The sequence below is a fragment of the Streptomyces yangpuensis genome, assembly GCF_001005295.1.
Classification (GTDB): domain Bacteria; phylum Actinomycetota; class Actinomycetes; order Streptomycetales; family Streptomycetaceae; genus Streptomyces; species Streptomyces yangpuensis.
The window spans coordinates 1-17,099 of the sequence record NZ_LBMK01000010.1; the positions used below are offsets into that span (position 1 = coordinate 1).

Here is a 17,099-nt window from a genome sequence, read left to right on the forward strand (position 1 = left end):
ACCGCCCCACCCCCTCGCACCACCGCCCAGCAGGAACGATCGCCACCCCGGCGGGAGCCGAACCCTGCACTCCCGGCCGGCAAATCCAGCCCCGCCGGCGATTGAGGCGCGGGGTCCGGGGCCGAGCCCCAGCACACCCCCGGCGGAGCCGAGCGGCAACCGCACCGCCGAGCCGCGCAGCGAACCGGCCTCGCCAGCGATTGAGGCGCGGGGTCCGGGGCCGAGCCCAGCACACCCCCGGCGGAGCCGAGCCGCGAACCCGTCAGTGCGCCGCCCGCAGGGCCTGCGCCAGTACCGTCGGTGCCTCCGCCAGCGACGGCCCGTACCAGGTCAGGTGCCGGCCGCTGACGAGCGCCGCCGGCAGGCCGGGGAAGGCCTCCGGCCCGTCGCCCGCCGCGAAGGCGTACGGCTCGTCCGGCAGCACCACCAGATCACAGCCGGCCGCGGCCAACTCCCCCACCGCAACCCTCGGGTACCGCTCCGCATGCCCCGCATAAACGTTCCGCACGCCCAGCCGCCCCAGCAGATCCCCCGCGAAGGTGTCCCGGCCCAGCACCATCCACGGCCGCCGCCACACCGGCACGAAGGCCGTGAGCTCTCCCACCGGCTCCGCGCGGGCCCACGCCGCCTCCGCGTCCGCCAGCCACCCTGGCCTCGCCAGCCCCAGCGCCCCCACCAGTACCCGGTCCAGTTCCCGCAGCGCCTGCGGAAGGTCGCGGATCTCGGTGACGAGCACCTCCACGCCCGCCGCGCGCAGCGCGTCCAGGTCCGGTGCCCGGTTCTCCTCCTCGTTGGCGATCACCAGATCCGGACGGAGTGCCGCGATCCTGCCCACGTCGGGGTTCTTCGTCCCGCCGATCCGCTCCGCACCCCCGAGATCCGCGGGGTGCGTGCACCAGTCGGTGACCCCGACCAGCAGACCCGGCGCACTCACGGCCACCGCCTCCGTCAGCGACGGCACCAGCGACACGACGCGCCGCACGCCGCTCACTGCCCGGGTGACGGGGGCTCGGACGTCGCGTGGATGTGGTCACCCACCGCGACCACCAGGATCCGGGTGTCCTCGCTGACGGCCCGCCAGCGGTGGCGCACGCCCCCGGAGAGGAAGAGCGCGTCCCCGCTCTCCAGCCGGTACGCCCGGCCCTCGGCCTCGACCTGGCAGGCGCCCTCGACCACGTACATGAGTTCGTCGTTGCGGTGCTGGTACTCGCGCCCGGCGTCCTGGTCCCCGGTGAACTCCAGTGCGTGCAGCTGGTGGTGACCGCGGACAAGGGGCCGTACACCCGGCACGGGGGTCAGCCCGGACTCGTCGCCGGCCCGTACGAGGTCCACCGTGCGCGCGGTGTCGGAGGCGGCCAGCAGCTCGACGGCCGTGGTCTCCAGGGCGTCCGCGACGCGCTCCAGGGAACGCATGCTGGGCCGGGCCCGCTCGTTCTCTATCTGACTCAGGAAGGGCACCGACAGGCCGCTTCGCGCCGACACGGCGGCCAGCGTCAGGTGGAGCGCACGGCGGCGCTTGCGCACGGCCACACCCACCCGCAGCGGTTCCTTGCCGTCCTTGTCGTTCATCTCGGGGCTGCCCTCCCCATGTCCGTCGCACATCGGTGTGCTGTAAGCACCTTACGCAGCAACCGCCCCCGGTTTCGCCCGCACCGGTCTTCCCGTACCCACCCGCTCACGGTGCGTGGTGTTCAGGGGGGCGGTCGGGTGCGCGTGGGGGCGCCCGGTGGCAGGGAAGGCGCCACGGCGCATTGCGGCATCATCGTCTCCGTGACGACACGACGCCTGATGCTCCTGGACACCGCCTCCCTCTACTTCCGCGCCTACTTCGGGGTGCCGGACTCCGTGAAGGCCCCGGACGGCACCCCGGTCAACGCCGTGCGCGGGCTCCTCGACTTCATCGCCCGGCTCGTGCAGGACCACCGGCCGGACGACCTGGTCGCGTGCATGGACGCCGACTGGCGGCCGCACTGGCGGGTGGAGCTGATCCCCTCGTACAAGGCGCACCGGGTCGCCGTCGAGACCGAGACGGGCCCGGACGTGGAGGAGACCCCGGACACGCTCGCCCCGCAGGTGCCGATCATCGAGGCCGCCCTGGACGCCTTCGGCATCGCCCGGGTCGGCGTGGCCGGGTACGAGGCGGACGACGTGATCGGGACGCTCACCTCCCGCGCGACGGGCCCGGTCGACATCGTCACCGGCGACCGGGACCTGTACCAGCTCGTGGACGACGCCCGGCAGCGGCGGGTGCTGTACCCGCTCAAGGGTGTGGGCACCCTTCAGGTGGCCGACGAGGCGTGGCTGCGGGAGAAGTACGGGGTGGACGGCCCCGGTTACGCGGACCTCGCCCTGCTGCGCGGCGACCCGAGCGACGGCCTGCCGGGCGTCCCCGGTATCGGTGAGAAGACGGCGGCGAAGCTGCTCGACGCGTACGGGAACCTGGCCGGGATCGTCGCGGCCGTCGACGACCCGAAGTCGAAGCTGACCCCCACCCAGCGCAAGCGGCTGGACGAGTCACGGCCGTATCTGGCGGTGGCCCCGAAGGTGGTCAAGGTGGCCTCCGACGTGCCGCTTCCGCAGTTCGACGCGGCCCTTCCGGCGGCCCCGGCGCAGCCCGAGCTGATCGACGCACTAGCCCATCGGTGGGGATTGGGCGGGGCTGTGTCCCGTCTGAGCAGCGCCCTGCGCTTCTGAGGTGCTAACTTAGGTAAGGCTAAGTTTCATGGGAGTCAGGGGATACCGTGGCAGAAGGACGCGGCCGCACTGTCGGCACCGCCGTTGTCGTACGCACCGAGCGGCTCTCGCCGCACATGGTGCGGCTCGTGCTGGGTGGTGAGGGCCTGGCCGATTTCGACGCGGGCGAGTACACCGACCATTACGTGAAACTCCTCTTCGCTCCCGAGGGTGTCACCTACCCCGCTCCGTGGGACCTGGAACGTATCCGCGGCGACTTTCCGCGGGCGCAGTGGCCGCGCCAGCGCGCCTACACCGTGCGGAACTGGGACCCGGTCCGCAACGAGGTGACCCTCGACTTCGTCGTCCACGGCGACGAGGGCCTGGCCGGCCCGTGGGCCGCCCGGGCCCGGCCGGGCGAGCTCGTGCACTTCCTCGGCCCGGGCGGCGCCTACGCCCCGGACCCGGCGGCGGGCTGGCACCTCCTGGTCGGCGACGAGAGCGCGCTGCCGGCGATCGCCGCCGCCATGGAGCGGATGCCGGCGGGCGCGCGGGTCCACGCCCTCGTGGAGGTCGACGGCCCGGCGGACGAGCTGAAGGTCGCCACCCGCGACGGCGTCGCACCGGTCTGGCTCCACCGCGGCGACCGCCCGGTCGGCGCGGCCCTCGTCGAGGCGGTCCAGGCCATGGAGTTCCCCTCGACGGACGTCCACGCCTTCGTCCACGGCGAAGCCGGCTTCGTCAAGGACCTGCGCCGCCACCTCCGCCTGGAGCGCGGCATCGCCCGCGAACGCCTGTCGATCTCGGGCTACTGGCGCCTGGGCGAGACGGACGAGGGCTGGCGCGCGATCAAGCGCGACTGGAACGCAACCGTCGAAGCCGAACAAGAACACCGCGCCGCCGCCTGACCCCCGGCCCAGCCCCGCCGGCGTTCGAGGCGCGGGGTCCGGGGGGCGGGACCGCGCACACCCAGCCCGCCAACGCCTGACGCACGGGCCCGCGGGGCCGGACCGCTCACACCCCGGCCGCGGCGCGCGCCAAAGGGCGTACGGCGGGAGAATGTCCCCATGCGTACGCTTCGCGCCCTCGGAGCGGCCGGGGCTGCGGCCCTCCTCACCGCCTCGGCGGCGACGGCGGCACCGAGCCCGCCCCCCGCTCCGCGCCCCCAACTGACCGACGCGGCCGTCGGCAGGGCCGTCGCCGCCCTCGACGGCTCCATCGCGGGAAAGATGCGCCGCACCGGCGTCCCAGGCGTCGCGGTCGCCGTCGTCCACAACGGCGAGGTGGTCTACCTCAAAGGCTTCGGCCTGCGTCGCACCGGCGAGAGTGCCAAGGTCGACCCCGACACCGTCTTCCAGCTGGCCTCCGTCTCCAAGCCCGTGTCCTCCACCGTCATCGCCGGCGCCCTGGCCGATCCCGGTGCCTGGGACAAGCCCCTTGCCGGCTCCCTCGCCGGGTTCGCCCTCAAGGACCCCTGGGTCACCTCCCACGTCACCCCCGCCGACCTGTTCTCGCACCGCAGCGGCCTCCCCGACCACGCCGGGGACCTCCTCGAGGATCTGGGCTACGACCGGGCCTACATCCTCGACCACCTGCGGGAGGAGCCGTTGACCCCCTTCCGTGCGAGCTATGCCTACACCAACTTCGGGCTCACCGCCGCCGCCGAGGCCGTCGCCCGTGGCCAGGGCGTGAGCTGGCAGAAGCTCAGCGAGGACACGCTCTTCAAGCCCGCCGGGATGACCCGCACCAGTACCGAGTTCGACGCCTACGCCAAAGCCCCGGACCGGGCGTGGGGCCACGTCCGCAATCCGGACGGCACCTGGAGCCCGCGCTACGTCCGCGACGCCGACGCCCAGACCCCGGCGGGCGGGGCCAGCTCCACCGCCCGCGACATGTCCCGCTGGCTGCGGCTCCATCTGGACACCGGCAGCCTGGACGGGAAGCGGATCGTCCCGGCCGACGCCCTCGCCCGCACCTACCAGCCCGAGATCGTGGCCCAGGCCGTGACCGGCCGCGGCACCCCGCAGTTCTACGGGCTCGGCTGGAACGTCTCCTACGACGACGCGGGCCGGCTGCGCCTGAGCCACTCCGGGGGCTTCGCCCTCGGCGTGAACTCCAACGTCACGATGCTCCCGCTGGAGCGGCTCGGCATCGTCGTCCTGACCAACGGCGCCCCGGTCGGGCTGGCCGACTCCGTCGCCCTGGACTTCTTCGACACGGCCCAGTACGGCAAGCCCACCACCGACTGGTTGCCGCTGGTGGCCGCGAGCTACGCCCAGACGTTCTCAGTCGGCCGGTCCGAGACCGACTACGCCCACCCGCCCGCCGGTGCGAAGCCGGCCCGCGACAGCGCCGCGTACACCGGCACCTACGACAACCCCTACTACGGCAAGGCCACCGTAACCGCCGCCGGCGACGGAGCACTCACCCTCTCTCTCGGCCCGAAGCCGATGCGCTTCCCGCTGACCCACTACGACGGCGACACCTTCAGCTTCGAGACCACCGGCGAGAACGCCGTCGGCCGCACCGGGGTGTTCTTCACGGACGGCGAACTCCGCGTCGAATACCTCGACGAGAACCACCTGGGCACCTTCACCCGGCAGTAGCCGCATAGCCTGTCCCCGATGAGACGCAGAACCCCGCCGCCCCCCTCGCCCCTCCCCCAGCGGGCCGGCATCGACCCGGTCCGGCTCCGCCTGCCGCCCGACCCCGGCGGGACCTGGCCGGACCTCGGCAGCTACCTCACCGCCCGCTACGCCGGCACCCGCGGCGAGGAGTCCATGGCGCGGCTGCTGGCCGCCGGCCGGGTCCTGGGCCCGGGCGGCCGGGTGCTGCACGCGCGGGACCCGTACGAGCCCGGCGGCTATCTGTGGTTCCACCGGGACACGGAACCGGAGCCCCGGGTGCCGTTCGCGCTGCGCGTGGTCCACCGGGACGAGCACCTCCTCGTCGTGGACAAGCCGCACTTCCTGGCGACCACCCCGCGCGGCAGCCACATCACCGAGACCGCCCTGGCGCGGCTGCGCGAGGAGCTGGACCTGCCCGGGCTCAGCCCGGCACACCGGCTGGACCGGCTCACCGCGGGCCTGGTGATGTTCAGCGTCCGGCCCGAGGACCGCGGCGCCTACCAGCTCCTCTTCCAGCGGCGCGAGGTGCACAAGGAGTACGAGGCCCTCGCGCCCCGCGACGCGGCGCTCGCCTTCCCGCGCACGGTCCGCAGCCGGATCGAGAAGGTCCGCGGGGTGATCGCCGCGACCGAGGTCCCCGGTCCGCCCAACGCCGAGAGCCTGATCGAACTCGTCGACGTCCGCGGCGGCCTGGGCCGCTACCGGCTGACCCCGCACACCGGCCGCACCCACCAGCTGCGGGTGCACATGAACGGCCTGGGCCTGCCCATCCTGGGCGATCCGGTCTACCCGGAGGTCACCGACCCGGCTCCGGACGACTACCGGCGGCCCCTGCAACTCCTCGCCCGGGTACTGGCGTTCACCGACCCGGTCACCGGCACCGCCCACCGCTTCGAAAGCACCCGCACCCTCCAGGCCTGGCACGACCGCCCCGGCTGGGAGACGGGCACCTCCCAGCCGACGACGCCCCGGTACGGCTAGCCGACGGAGCTGTAGGCCACCACACCCCGCAGGAGCGCGTCGACGGCCTTGCGGGCGTTCTTCGCGACCGTGCTGCCGCTGTCGCCGGCGGCCGAGGGGGCCGCCGCCGCGATCTGCCCGAGCACGTCGATGACCTGCTTGCACCAGCGCACGAAGTCACCGGCCGGCATCTCCGCCTCGCGCAGCACCTCGTCCAGGCTCTTGTCGGAGGCCCACTGGTACGCCGCCCACGCGAAGCCGAGGTCCGGCTCGCGCTGGCCCACGCCCTCCGCCTGGTTGATGCGGTGCTCCTCCTCCAGCGCGTCGAGCCGGCCCCAGATGCGGACCATCTCGCCGAGCGCCACCTTCGCCGCGCCGCCCGGCACCTTCGGCGCGACCGCGTCGTCGGACTGCCGGGCCTCGAACACCAACGCCGAGACGCAGGCGGCCAGTTCGGCAGGGCTCAGGCCCTCCCAGATCCTGGCGCGCAGGCATTCGGACGCCAGCAGGTCGAGCTCGCCGTACAGCCGGGCGAGCCGCTTGCCGTGCACGGTGACCTCGTCCTCGCGCAGGTAGTCCAGCTCGGTCAGCAGGGCGTGGATCCGGTCGAAGGTACGGGCGATGGTGTTCGTCCGGCCCTCGATCCGCCGCTCCAGCGCCTGCGTGTCCCGCTTGAGCCGGTGGTAGCGCTCCGCCCAGCGGGCGTGGTCCTCGCGCTCGTCGCAGCCGTGGCAGGGGTGCGCCCGCAGCTCGGTGCGCAGCCTGGCGATCTCGCGGTCGTCGGCGGCCGCGGCCCGGCCGCGGGAGCGCCGCTCCGGGGTGATGTGCCCGGCCTTGCTGCGCAGCTGGGACGCCAGGTCCCGACGGGACTGCGGTGAGCGGGCGTTGAAGGTCTTCGGGATCCGCATCCGGTCCAGCGCCTCGACCGGGACCGGGAAGTCGATCGCGGCGAGCCGCTTGACCTGCCGCTCGGCGGTGAGCACCAGCGGGCGCGGGCCCTCCGCGTACTCGTAGCCGCGGCTGCCGTGGACCCGTCCGGCCGGTACGCCCGGGTCCAGGACCAGCGCGAGCCCGGCGAACTTGCCCGTCGGCACGTGGATGATGTCGCCCGGCTTGAGCTTCTCCAGCGAACTGGCCGCCTGCACCCGCCGCTGGGCCGCGCCCTGCTTGGCCAGCTCCGTCTCGCGGTCCTTGAGGTCGCGGCGCAGCTGCGCGTACTCCTCGAAGTTACCCAGGTGGCAGGTCATGCCCTCGCGGTAGCCCTCCAGGCCCTCCTCGTTGCGCTGCACCTGCCGGGAGATCCCGACGACCGAGCGGTCGGCCTGGAACTGTGCGAAGGAGGTCTCCAGCAGTTCGCGCGAGCGGTGCCGCCCGAACTGGCTGACCAGGTTGACGGCCATGTTGTACGAGGGTTTGAAGCTGGAGCGCAGCGGATACGTACGGGTGCCCGCGAGGCCGGCGAGTCCGGCCGGGTCCATGCCCCGCTGCCAGAGCACGACGGCGTGGCCCTCGACGTCGATGCCGCGCCGGCCGGCCCGGCCGGTCAGCTGCGTGTACTCGCCGGGGGTGATGTCGGCGTGCTGCTCACCGTTCCACTTGACCAGCTTCTCCAGGATCACCGTGCGCGCGGGCATGTTGATGCCGAGCGCCAGGGTCTCGGTGGCGAAGACGGCCTTGACCAGACCACGGACGAAGAGCTCCTCCACGACCTCCTTGAAGGTCGGGAGCATGCCGGCGTGGTGCGCGGCGATGCCCCGCTCCAGGCCTTCGAGCCACTCGTAGTAGCCCAGGACGTGCAGGTCCTCGGTGGGGATGGCGGCGGTGCGGGCCTCGACCAGCTCACGGACCTTCAGCCGCGCAGCCTCGTCGTTGAGCCGCAGCCCCGCGAACAGGCACTGCTGGACGGCGGCCTCGCAGCCGGCCCGGCTGAAGATGAAGTTGATGGCGGGCAGCAGCCCGTCGTTGTCGAGGCGGGCGATGACCTCGAGGCGGGACGGGGTCCAGATCCGGCCGCGGGAGCGCCGCTCGCGCTCGCGGTCGGCCTCGCGGATCATCTTGCCGCGCCGCCGGTCCTTCGGGCTGTAGCTGCGGCTGTTCTCCTCGCGGGCCATGCGCAGCAGGTCGGGGTTGACCTCCCGGCGCGCGGAGCCGCGGCCGCCGTGGTCGGACTCCTCCTCGAAGAGGTCGTAAATCCGGCGGCCGGCCATGACGTGCTGCCACAGCGGTACGGGCCGCTCCTCGGAGACGATCACCTCGGTGTCGCCGCGCACGGTGTCCAGCCAGTCGCCGAACTCCTCGGCGTTGGACACGGTGGCGGAGAGGGAGACCAGGGTCACCGACTCGGGGAGGTGAATGATCACTTCCTCCCAGACGGCTCCGCGGAACCGGTCGGAGAGGTAGTGGACCTCGTCCATCACGACGTAACCGAGGCCGAGGAGGGACTGGGAGCCCGCATACAGCATGTTGCGGAGCACCTCGGTGGTCATCACGACCACCGGCGCCTCGGAGTTGACGCTGTTGTCGCCGGTCAGCAGGCCGACCTTGTCGGCGCCGTAGCGCTTGACGAGGTCGGCGTACTTCTGGTTCGAGAGCGCCTTGATCGGCGTCGTGTAGAAGCACTTGCGGCCCTGGGCGAGGGCCAGGTGCACGGCGAACTCGCCGACAATGGTCTTGCCCGAGCCGGTCGGGGCGGCGACGAGGACGCCCTTGCCGGCCTCCAGCGCCTTGCATGCCTCCACCTGGTACGGATCCAGGTCGAAGTCGTACATCTCGCGGAAGGGGGCCAGGGCGGTGGCCTCTTCGGCGGCGCGGATCCGGGCAGCGGCGTACCGCTCGGCGGGTGAGAGTTCTTCGGTCATCTTGCTGTCGAGCCTACCCGCCGGGTCTGACAACAGTCGCGATCATTTATGTGAGGAGCCGGACCGCCCCGGGCACGCACTCGGCGGTCACCGGGAGGGGCCCGAGGGGCTCCCCGTCGGCGTACGCGGTCAGCCCGGGCGACTCCAGGGTGATCTTCCGGGCGCGGTGGACGCTCACCTTCGGGTGGGTGACGTGTCCGCCCCGGTAGACCTGCGGGAACACCGTCAGCAGGGTGGCCCGGCCGCAGTCGCCGACGACCGTGACGTCGAAGAGGCCGTCGTCGGGTGCTGCGTCCGGGCAGATGCGCATGCCGCCGCCGTAGGAGGAGCCGTTGCCGACGGCCACCAGCGTGGCCTCGGTCTCGATCACCGGGCCGTCGTCGAGGGTGATGCGGTAGGGGAAGGGCCGGAAGGCGGCCAGTTCCGCGATCATCGCCAGGTCGTACTTGAAGCGGCCGGCCGGCAGCCGCATCCGGTTGCCGCGGTCGTTGACCTTCGAGTCGAAGCCGGAGCACAGCACGGTCCCGTACCAGGTGCTGCCTACGCGACCGAGGTCGACGTCGCGGATCCGGCCCTCCTTGAGCGCCTCGGCGGCCAGCCGGGCCGCCCTCGCGGGATCGCGTACGGGCAGTCCCGTGGCCCGGGCGAAGTCGTTGCCGGTGCCGACCGCGACCACGCCGAGCGGCACCGGGGTGCCGGCGAGCGCCTGGAGCGCCAGGGAGACCATGCCGTCGCCGCCCACCGCGACCACTGCGCCGGTGCCCTCGCGGACCGCGCCGGTCAGCCGGGCCAGCGCGTCGGGTGCGTCGGCGCCCACCAGGGTCCGTACGGAGAAGCCTGCCGCCCGCAGAGCGGAAGCGGCCGGCTGCGCGGCGTGCGCGCCCCGGCCGCGTCCCGCGGTGGGATTGACGAAGAGGGTGACCTCGTAGCTCACTCCCGGGAATGTACCGGAGCCCGTCCGCGGGTCCGGGGCGCCCCGGGGCCCCCCGGCGGGGCCGGGGCGTATCCGTCAGGTGGCGTCGTCGTACCCGTTGATCCGCCGGCGTCCGCCGTCGTCCTGTCCGGGCAGCGCGGCGGGGGCCTGGACGGTGTCCAGCCGGCCGATCGGCTCGGGGGTGAGGTCGAGCTGCGAGGCCTCGTCGTCGCTGAGGCCCGCGTCGGGGTCGTTGCGGCGGCGCCGGCGGTCGTTGAGGAGGCAGAGGCCGACGGCCGCGAAGTAGAGGGCCACGATGGGCAGGGCCAGGGCGAGCATGGTCGGCGGGTCACCGGTGGGCGTCGCGAAGGCGGCGAAGACCGTGATGCCGAGGACCATGCCCCGCCACCAGCCGGCGAGGCGCTTGCCCGTGAGCACTCCGGTGAAGTTCAGCAGGATCAGCAGCAGCGGCAGCTCGAAGGCCAGACCGAAGACGATCACCATGCGGGTGACCAGGTCGAGGTAGTCGTCGACCGGCAGCAGGTTGCGCGCGTGGTCGGGCGTGAACTCGAGCATGATCATCGCGGTCTGCGGGAGGATCTTGTACGCGAGCACGGCGCCGGCCATGAACAGGGGCGCTCCGACCGCGACGAAGCTGCGCGCGTACTTCTTCTCGTGGCTGTGCAGCCCGGGCGCGGCGAACGCCCACAGCTGGTAGAGCCACACCGGTGCGGAGAGCACGACACCGGCCATCAGCGAGACCTTGAGGGCGATCGAGAACGCCGAGATCAGGCCGTTCACGGTCATGTCGGCGCAGGGGCGCCCGTTGCGCTGGGTCACCACCCCGTTGGTGCAGCCGACGGAGTCCAGCATCGGCTTCAACAGGAAGTTGATGATGTCCCGGTAGAAGAAGGCCGCGACGATCGTGATGACGAGGATCGCCAGGACCGACTTCAGCAGGCGGTTACGCAGTTCGCGCAGGTGCTCGACGAGAGGCATGCGCCCTTCGGCGTCCTTTGCCTTTCGCTCCGGCTTCTCCTGCTTGCGGGCAGACTTGAGCAACCCACGTCCCTTGTCTCGTTGCAGATGACTGGCGTGACGGGCGTCCGTCAGCCCTGGGCGGTGCGGTTCGGCTCGCTGACCGGCCGGGAGCTGGTGACGTCACCGGGTGCCGCCTGGATGGTGCGCGGGGCGACCGGCTGCTGCGCGGAGGCGTCGGCGGCCGGGGCGGCGGCCGCGTCGTCGGACTCGCCGTCCTTCTTCATGGCCTTGGCCTCGCTCTTGAGGATGCGGGCCGACTTGCCGAGGGAGCGGGCCATGTCGGGGAGCTTCTTGGCGCCGAACAGCAGGATGATGACTCCGAGAATGACGAAGATTTCCCAACCCCTGAGGTTGCCGAACATAGGTATCTTCCTTTTCTCCGAGGTTCACAGCACACCGGACACGGGCGCCTGGGACTGTCTCTACCGAGGATCGTAACCCCAGGGGGTAAACGCCCGGCAATCCCCCGGCATACCCCGGCTTGCGTCCTGGCCTGTTGTCAACCCCCCGGTCACACGGCTTTCTCGTTCGTCACGGCCGTACGTCGTGGCCCGCTCGCGCCAGCCCCGCCGCCTCCCGCTCCAGGTCGGCCGACGCGGCGCCGATCCGCCGGCCGGCCAGCGCCACCTCCGCGGAGAGCCGGCGCACCTCCGTGTACACGCGCACGGCGAGCACGGCGAGCACGGCCACTCCGATAAAGCCCAGGACAATTGCGAACATCGGCCACAGCATGGGGCCGAGCCTAGGCCACCGGCCGCCTCAGATGCTGCGCAGGGTGCTGACGCCGCCGCCGGTCAGCAGCTCCACGATGCGGTCGCCGGCCGGCTTGCGGACGGCGGCACCGCATTCAGGACACGTGAAGGAGTAGAACGTGGCCCTGCGGCTGCCGCCGATGGCCAGCCGCAGGGCGCCTGCGTCCAGCTCGAAGCGGGCGCGGCACTCGGGACAGGAGGCCTTGAAGGCGACCGGCCCGGACGTTGGAGACATCGACCGCGCTCCCCTCAGACCTGTTCCCCGTACCCCGCGAGGGCTTCCCGGGCGGCGCTGCGCGCGCTGTCCGCCAGCTCGGCGGGGGCCACGATCCGCCCCTCCCGGCCCAGCCGCAGCGCGAGACGGCGCAGCGAGCCCGGGTCGGGGGTGCGCAGCGTGATGCGCAGGCCACCGTCCGCGAGCTCCTCGGCGCTGTCGTGCGGGTAGTACTCGGCGACCCAGCGTCCGCCGGGGCCGACCTCGACGACGACCTCCGGGTCCTCGGCGGACGGCTGGACGAGGCCCTCGGACAGGTCGCGCGGCTCGATGGCGGGCGGTTCCGCCCGCTCGTCCAGCAGCCGGATTTCGGCCACCCGGTCGAGCCGGAAGGTGCGCCGGGCCTCGGAGAGGTGGCACCAGCCCTCCATGTAGGTGTGCCCCACCGCGAAGAGCCGGATGGGGTCGACCTCGCGCTCGGTGAGCTCGTCACGGGCCGGCGAGTAGTAGCGCAGCCACAGCCGCCGGCGTTCCGCGATGGCCCGGTCGACGTCCGCGAAGACCCCGCCCTCGGACTCGAAGGTCACCGACAGCCGGGAGCTGGCCCCGGCCGCCTCACCGGCGGCCGCCTCCAGCTTCGCGGTGGCCCGCAGCAGGGCGTCCCGGTCGCTCTCCCGCAGCCCCGGCAGTGTCGCCACCGCGCGCGCGGCGACGAGCAGCGCGGTCGCCTCGTCTGCGGCCAGCCGCAGCGGCTCGGCGGTGGATTCTCCCGAGGCGTCCGGATTGCGCCACCAGATGCGCTCCCCGTCGGTGTCGATGTCGAGCAGGTCCCCGCCCCGGAAGCTGGTGCCGCACATGGGCAGCACGTCGAGGTCCGAGATCAGCTCGTCCTCGGTGATGCCGAAGGCGCGGGCGACGTCGGCGACGTGCGCACCCGGGCGCTCGCGCAAGTACGTCACCAGGGACAGCATCCGGCGGGTCTGGTCGATGGCGTTGGCAGCCATGCTGGTACGTCTCCCCCTCAGGGCACGTCTGTGGATGTCGCGGTGATCAATGGTGCGGCGTCGCGCGGACCGGCCCCGCACCGCGGGCAGTACCCGGAAAGCGTGTCAGGCCCCGGCCACGGCCCGCAGCCGGTCGACCACGTCCGCCCGCAGATCGGCGGGACCGACCACGACGACGTCGGGGCCGAACTCCACCAGCCAGGCGTCGAGCCCGTGCCCGTAGGGGATCTCCAGCTCGTCCCAGCCGTCAGCGCCCTCGCGGACCGCCGTGGCCTTGGCCCGCAGCGGGTAGCCGGCCCCGGCCCGCAGCCGGATCAGCGCGGACCGGTCCGCGCTCTCCCCGGCCCAGCTCGCCACGGTCTCCCGTACGGTCACCACGTCCGGCACCTCCGCGGTGTACTTCGCCGCGCGCGAGCGGACCTTCCCGGTGATCCGCGAGAGCCGGAACACCCGCTCCGCCCCCCGGTCGCGGTCGAAGCCGGCCAGGTACCAGTGGCCGCGCCAGCACTCCAGCGCCCAGGGCTCCACCTGACGGGTCTCGGGCCGGGCCGCGGTCGACTTGCGGTAGTCGAAGACCACCGGCCGACGGTCCCGGCAGGCCAGCATCAGCGGTTCGAAGGCCGCCTCGTGGACCGGGATCCGCGGTTCGATGGCGCTGGACTGACCCTCGTACGGGTTGTCGGCCTCCGGCATCCCGCCCGCCCGCAGCTTCTGCAGGGCGCCACTGGCGGCTCCCGCGAGGCGGGCCTGCTGCCAGACCTTGGCCGCCAGCCCCAGAGCCGCGGCCTCCTCCGCGTCGAGGGAGACCGGGGGCAGCCGGTTGCTGTCCCGGCGGGCCAGGTAGCCCGTCTCCCCCTCCAGGTTCTCCACCGTCTCGATCACCAGACCGAGTTCACGCAGGTCGTCCTTGTCCCGCTCGAACATGCGGTTGAAGGACTCGTCGTTGCCGGCTTCCATGTAGGCCTCGATCGAACCGCGCAACTCGCGCTTGCTCAGCGGCCGGCGGGTCCCCAGCAGACACAGCGCCAGATTCATCAGACGCTCGGCCTTGGCAATCGCCATCGACGCCCTTCCCCCCGTTCTCGACACACACTCGTGACCGTTGACCGTACCGCCCCGGCGGTCCCGGACAAAAAGCGAGGGCCCCCGCCTCACGGCGGGGGCCCCTGCACTGCTCACGGATGTTCCGTTCAGCCGACCTTGACCAGGTCGCAGACGAAGATCAGCGTCTCGCCCGGGGCGATCGCACCGCCCGCGCCACGGTCGCCGTAGGCCAGGTCGGCCGGGATGACCAGCTTGCGGCGGCCGCCGACCTTCATGCCCTGGACACCCTGGTCCCAGCCGGCGATGACCTGACCGACGCCGAGCTGGAACTGGAGCGCGGAACCGCGGTTCCACGAAGCGTCGAACTCCTCACCGGTGGAGAAGGCCACACCCACGTAGTGGACGGAGACACGGTCGCCGGCCTTGGCCTCGGCACCGTCGCCCAGCCAGATGTCCTCCTTGACCAGCGTGGTCGGGGCCGGGCCCTCGGGGAAGTCGATCTCGGGCTTTTCGAGCTTGTCGCTCACGGAACTGCTCCTCAAACTATGTGGACAACCGGGACAGTCTTACATCACCGCGAGGATGTCGAGACTGAAGACCAGCGTCGAGTTGGCCGGGATGGTCCCCTGCTCCTTGTCCCCGAAGCCCATGTCCGGCGGGATGACCAGCAGGATGCGGCTGCCGACCTTCTTGCCGACGATGCCGTCCTTCAGGCCCTTCACCTGGAGCTGGTCCAGCGGCCAGGTCACCGACTGGTCCGAGGTGTAGGTGCTCTCGAACGTCTTGTCGTCCTTCCACGTCTTGCCGTGGAACTTGACGACGACGCTGTTCGTGTCCGTCACCGCCGGACCGTCGCCCTCCAGGACGTAGTTCGACACCAGCTTCGCCGGCGGGGTGACATCCTTCGGGACGGCCACGGAGACTTCCTTGCCGTCCGTGTTCGTACCGACCTTCGGCAGGTCCTTGTTGTCCTGCGCGACTTCCTTGCCCGTGGCCGAGACCGGGACCGTGGCACCCTTGACGATGTCCACGACGAACACCAGCGTGGCGTTCCCCTTGATCTTCGGGGGCGAGCCCTGCGCTCCGTAGCCGAGGTCCGGCGGAATCACCAGCACGACACGGCTGCCGACCTTCTGGCCCTCCAGGCCCTGGTCCCAGCCCTTGATGACGGCGCCCGCGCCGATCGTCACGTCGAACGGCTTGCCCTTGCCGAAGCTCTGGTCGAAGGGCTCGGCGCCGTCCCACACCTGGCCGTAGTAGTTGACCTGGGCGATGTCGCCCTTCTTCAGCACCTGGCCGGTGCCCTCCTTGACGGTCACCACCTTCAGCTCCTTGGGCGGCTCGCCCTTCCCCTTGGCCAGGGTGGGCGTCTCCCCGAACTCGGCGCCCTTCGTGATCGCGGGCGCCCCGTTCTTCATCTGGGCGGAGTCGGAGCCGCTGTCGTCGCCACAGGCCGCTGTCGACAGCAGCAGAAGGGGTACGACAAGCAGGCCGGCAAGTCGGCGCACGTGTTCCTCAGATCTCAGACGGCAAGGCGGTCGCCCGCCACTCTAAGCCGTGCACAGGGCCCCGTACGAGAGACGTACGGGGCCCCGGGCGAGAAGTGAGGCGTCACACCGCCCGCTACATACCGGCGATCAGCTTCTCCACCCGGTCGTCCACCGACCGGAACGGGTCCTTGCACAGCACCGTCCGCTGCGCCTGGTCATTGAGCTTCAGGTGCACCCAGTCGACCGTGAAGTCCCGCCGCTGCTCCTGCGCCCGGCGGATGAAGTCGCCGCGCAGCCGCGCCCTCGTGGTCTGCGGGGGCACCGACTTGCCCTCGAAGATCTTGAGGTCGTTGCAGATCCGCGCCGCCTGCCCCTTGCGCTCCAGCAGGTAGTACAGCCCACGACGGCGGTGGATGTCGTGGTAGGCGAGGTCTATCTGAGCCACCCTCGGATTCGACATGGTCATGTTGTGCTTGCCGCGGTACCGCTCGATCAGCTGGTACTTCATCACCCAGTCGATCTCGGTGCCGATCCGGTCCAGGTCCTCCGCCTCGATCGCGTCCAGCGTGCGGCCCCACAGCTCCAGCACCTGGTCCACCACACCGGTACGGATGCCCCGGCGCTCGGCGAAGTCCACCGCCTTGTCGTAGTACTCCCGCTGGATCTCCAGCGCGGAGGCCTCCCGGCCGCTCGCCAGGCGCACCTTGCGCTGGCCCGTGATGTCGTGGCTGACCTCGCGGATCGCCCGGATCGGGTTCTCCAGGGTCAGGTCCCGCATCACCGTGCCCGCCTCGATCATGCGCAGCACCAGGTCGGTCGCCCCGACCTTCAGCAGCATGGTCGTCTCGGACATGTTCGAGTCACCCACGATGACGTGGAGGCGGCGGTACCGCTCCGCGTCCGCGTGCGGCTCGTCGCGCGTGTTGATGATCGGCCGCGAACGCGTCGTGGCGGAGCTGACGCCCTCCCAGATGTGCTCGGCCCGCTGGCTCACGCAGTAGACCGCGCCCCGGGGGGTCTGCAGCACCTTGCCCGCGCCGCAGATCAGCTGACGCGTGACGAGGAACGGAATGAGAATGTCCGCCAGGCGGGAGAATTCCCCGTGCCGGGCCACCAGGTAGTTCTCGTGGCAGCCGTACGAGTTGCCCGCCGAGTCGGTGTTGTTCTTGAAGAGATAGACGTCGCCCGCGATTCCCTCCTCGTGCAGGCGGCGTTCGGCGTCGACGAGCAGGCCTTCGAGAATGCGCTCGCCTGCTTTGTCGTGCGTGACCAACTCGGTCACGTTGTCGCATTCGGGAGTTGCATATTCCGGATGCGAACCCACGTCGAGGTAGAGGCGGGCACCGTTCCGCAGGAACACATTGCTGCTGCGGCCCCATGACACGACACGGCGGAAGAGGTAGCGCGCCACTTCGTCAGGAGACAGTCGGCGCTGTCCCCTGAACGTGCACGTGACGCCGTACTCGTTCTCCAGCCCGAAAATGCGGCGGTCCATGACTGAACATTACGCCTTCTGCCCTCTT

Annotated in this window: 17 protein-coding genes; 4 read left to right on the forward strand and 13 right to left on the reverse strand. The window is 71.7% G+C overall.

Translation table 11 applies throughout. The features are described 5' to 3' along the window. Positions 1-262: 262 nt before the first annotated feature. Together AAT21_RS32035 and AAT21_RS32040 are read right to left on the reverse strand one after the other, a co-directional pair. Positions 263-982, reverse strand: coding sequence for a helical backbone metal receptor (locus AAT21_RS32035; RefSeq protein WP_412180361.1), 720 nt, complete (start codon positions 980-982; stop codon positions 263-265). A gap of 5 nt (positions 983-987) precedes the next feature. After that, positions 988-1,602: a helix-turn-helix domain-containing protein gene (locus AAT21_RS32040; protein ID WP_412180362.1), complete on the reverse strand. Its 615-nt coding sequence runs from the start codon at positions 1,600-1,602 to the stop codon at positions 988-990. A 186-nt stretch (positions 1,603-1,788) separates the two neighbouring features. On the opposite strand from AAT21_RS32040, the gene AAT21_RS32045 reads away from it, so the two are divergent. From AAT21_RS32045 to AAT21_RS32060, 4 genes are all read left to right on the forward strand, one after another. Beyond that, positions 1,789-2,694: a 5'-3' exonuclease gene (locus AAT21_RS32045; RefSeq protein ID WP_046780501.1), complete on the forward strand. Its 906-nt coding sequence runs from the start codon at positions 1,789-1,791 to the stop codon at positions 2,692-2,694. A gap of 47 nt (positions 2,695-2,741) precedes the next feature. Further along, the gene (locus tag AAT21_RS32050; protein WP_046780502.1) at positions 2,742-3,581 is read left to right on the forward strand and encodes a siderophore-interacting protein; all 840 of its coding nucleotides are present in this window, start codon (positions 2,742-2,744) and stop codon (positions 3,579-3,581) included. Positions 3,582-3,740: 159 nt separating this feature from the next. Beyond that, positions 3,741-5,279, forward strand: coding sequence for a serine hydrolase (locus AAT21_RS32055; RefSeq protein ID WP_046780503.1), 1,539 nt, complete (start codon positions 3,741-3,743; stop codon positions 5,277-5,279). Between the two features lie 18 nt (positions 5,280-5,297). Then, positions 5,298-6,281 carry an RluA family pseudouridine synthase gene (locus AAT21_RS32060; RefSeq protein ID WP_046780504.1) on the forward strand — a complete coding sequence of 328 codons (984 nt, stop codon included), beginning with the start codon at positions 5,298-5,300 and terminating at the stop codon, positions 6,279-6,281. Here the strand turns inward: AAT21_RS32060 and AAT21_RS32065 are convergent. The 11 genes from AAT21_RS32065 to pafA form a co-directional block, all read right to left on the reverse strand. Then, positions 6,278-9,118, reverse strand: coding sequence for a DEAD/DEAH box helicase (locus AAT21_RS32065; RefSeq protein WP_046780505.1), 2,841 nt, complete (start codon positions 9,116-9,118; stop codon positions 6,278-6,280). The genes AAT21_RS32060 and AAT21_RS32065 overlap by 4 nt on opposite strands. Positions 9,119-9,164: 46 nt before the next feature. Next, on the reverse strand, positions 9,165-10,052 hold the full coding sequence (locus AAT21_RS32070; RefSeq protein WP_046780506.1) for a diacylglycerol kinase: 888 nt from the start codon (positions 10,050-10,052) through the stop codon (positions 9,165-9,167). A gap of 75 nt (positions 10,053-10,127) precedes the next feature. Then, on the reverse strand, positions 10,128-11,093 hold the full coding sequence (gene tatC, locus AAT21_RS32075; RefSeq protein WP_046780507.1) for a twin-arginine translocase subunit TatC: 966 nt from the start codon (positions 11,091-11,093) through the stop codon (positions 10,128-10,130). A 47-nt stretch (positions 11,094-11,140) separates the two neighbouring features. Further along, positions 11,141-11,434: a Sec-independent protein translocase subunit TatA gene (gene tatA / locus AAT21_RS32080; protein WP_046780508.1), complete on the reverse strand. Its 294-nt coding sequence runs from the start codon at positions 11,432-11,434 to the stop codon at positions 11,141-11,143. 169 nt (positions 11,435-11,603) lie between these two features. Beyond that, on the reverse strand, positions 11,604-11,804 hold the full coding sequence (locus AAT21_RS32085; protein WP_046780509.1) for a hypothetical protein: 201 nt from the start codon (positions 11,802-11,804) through the stop codon (positions 11,604-11,606). 27 nt (positions 11,805-11,831) lie between these two features. Beyond that, positions 11,832-12,059: a CpXC domain-containing protein gene (locus tag AAT21_RS32090; RefSeq protein WP_030025910.1), complete on the reverse strand. Its 228-nt coding sequence runs from the start codon at positions 12,057-12,059 to the stop codon at positions 11,832-11,834. Between the two features lie 14 nt (positions 12,060-12,073). Next, on the reverse strand, positions 12,074-13,042 hold the full coding sequence (locus tag AAT21_RS32095) for a helix-turn-helix transcriptional regulator (protein ID WP_046780510.1): 969 nt from the start codon (positions 13,040-13,042) through the stop codon (positions 12,074-12,076). A gap of 105 nt (positions 13,043-13,147) precedes the next feature. Next, positions 13,148-14,104, reverse strand: coding sequence for a helix-turn-helix transcriptional regulator (locus AAT21_RS32100; RefSeq protein WP_046780511.1), 957 nt, complete (start codon positions 14,102-14,104; stop codon positions 13,148-13,150). A 128-nt stretch (positions 14,105-14,232) separates the two neighbouring features. Continuing rightward, positions 14,233-14,613, reverse strand: a complete 381-nt coding sequence (locus AAT21_RS32105; protein ID WP_046780512.1) for an FKBP-type peptidyl-prolyl cis-trans isomerase — start codon at positions 14,611-14,613, stop codon at positions 14,233-14,235. A 39-nt stretch (positions 14,614-14,652) separates the two neighbouring features. Then, a complete protein-coding gene (locus tag AAT21_RS32110) occupies positions 14,653-15,594 on the reverse strand; it encodes an FKBP-type peptidyl-prolyl cis-trans isomerase (protein ID WP_046780513.1) in 942 nt (313 codons plus the stop codon). A 115-nt stretch (positions 15,595-15,709) separates the two neighbouring features. Beyond that, positions 15,710-17,071 carry a Pup--protein ligase gene (pafA, locus tag AAT21_RS32115; protein WP_030655944.1) on the reverse strand — a complete coding sequence of 454 codons (1,362 nt, stop codon included), beginning with the start codon at positions 17,069-17,071 and terminating at the stop codon, positions 15,710-15,712. Between the last annotated feature and the right edge of the window lie 28 nt (positions 17,072-17,099).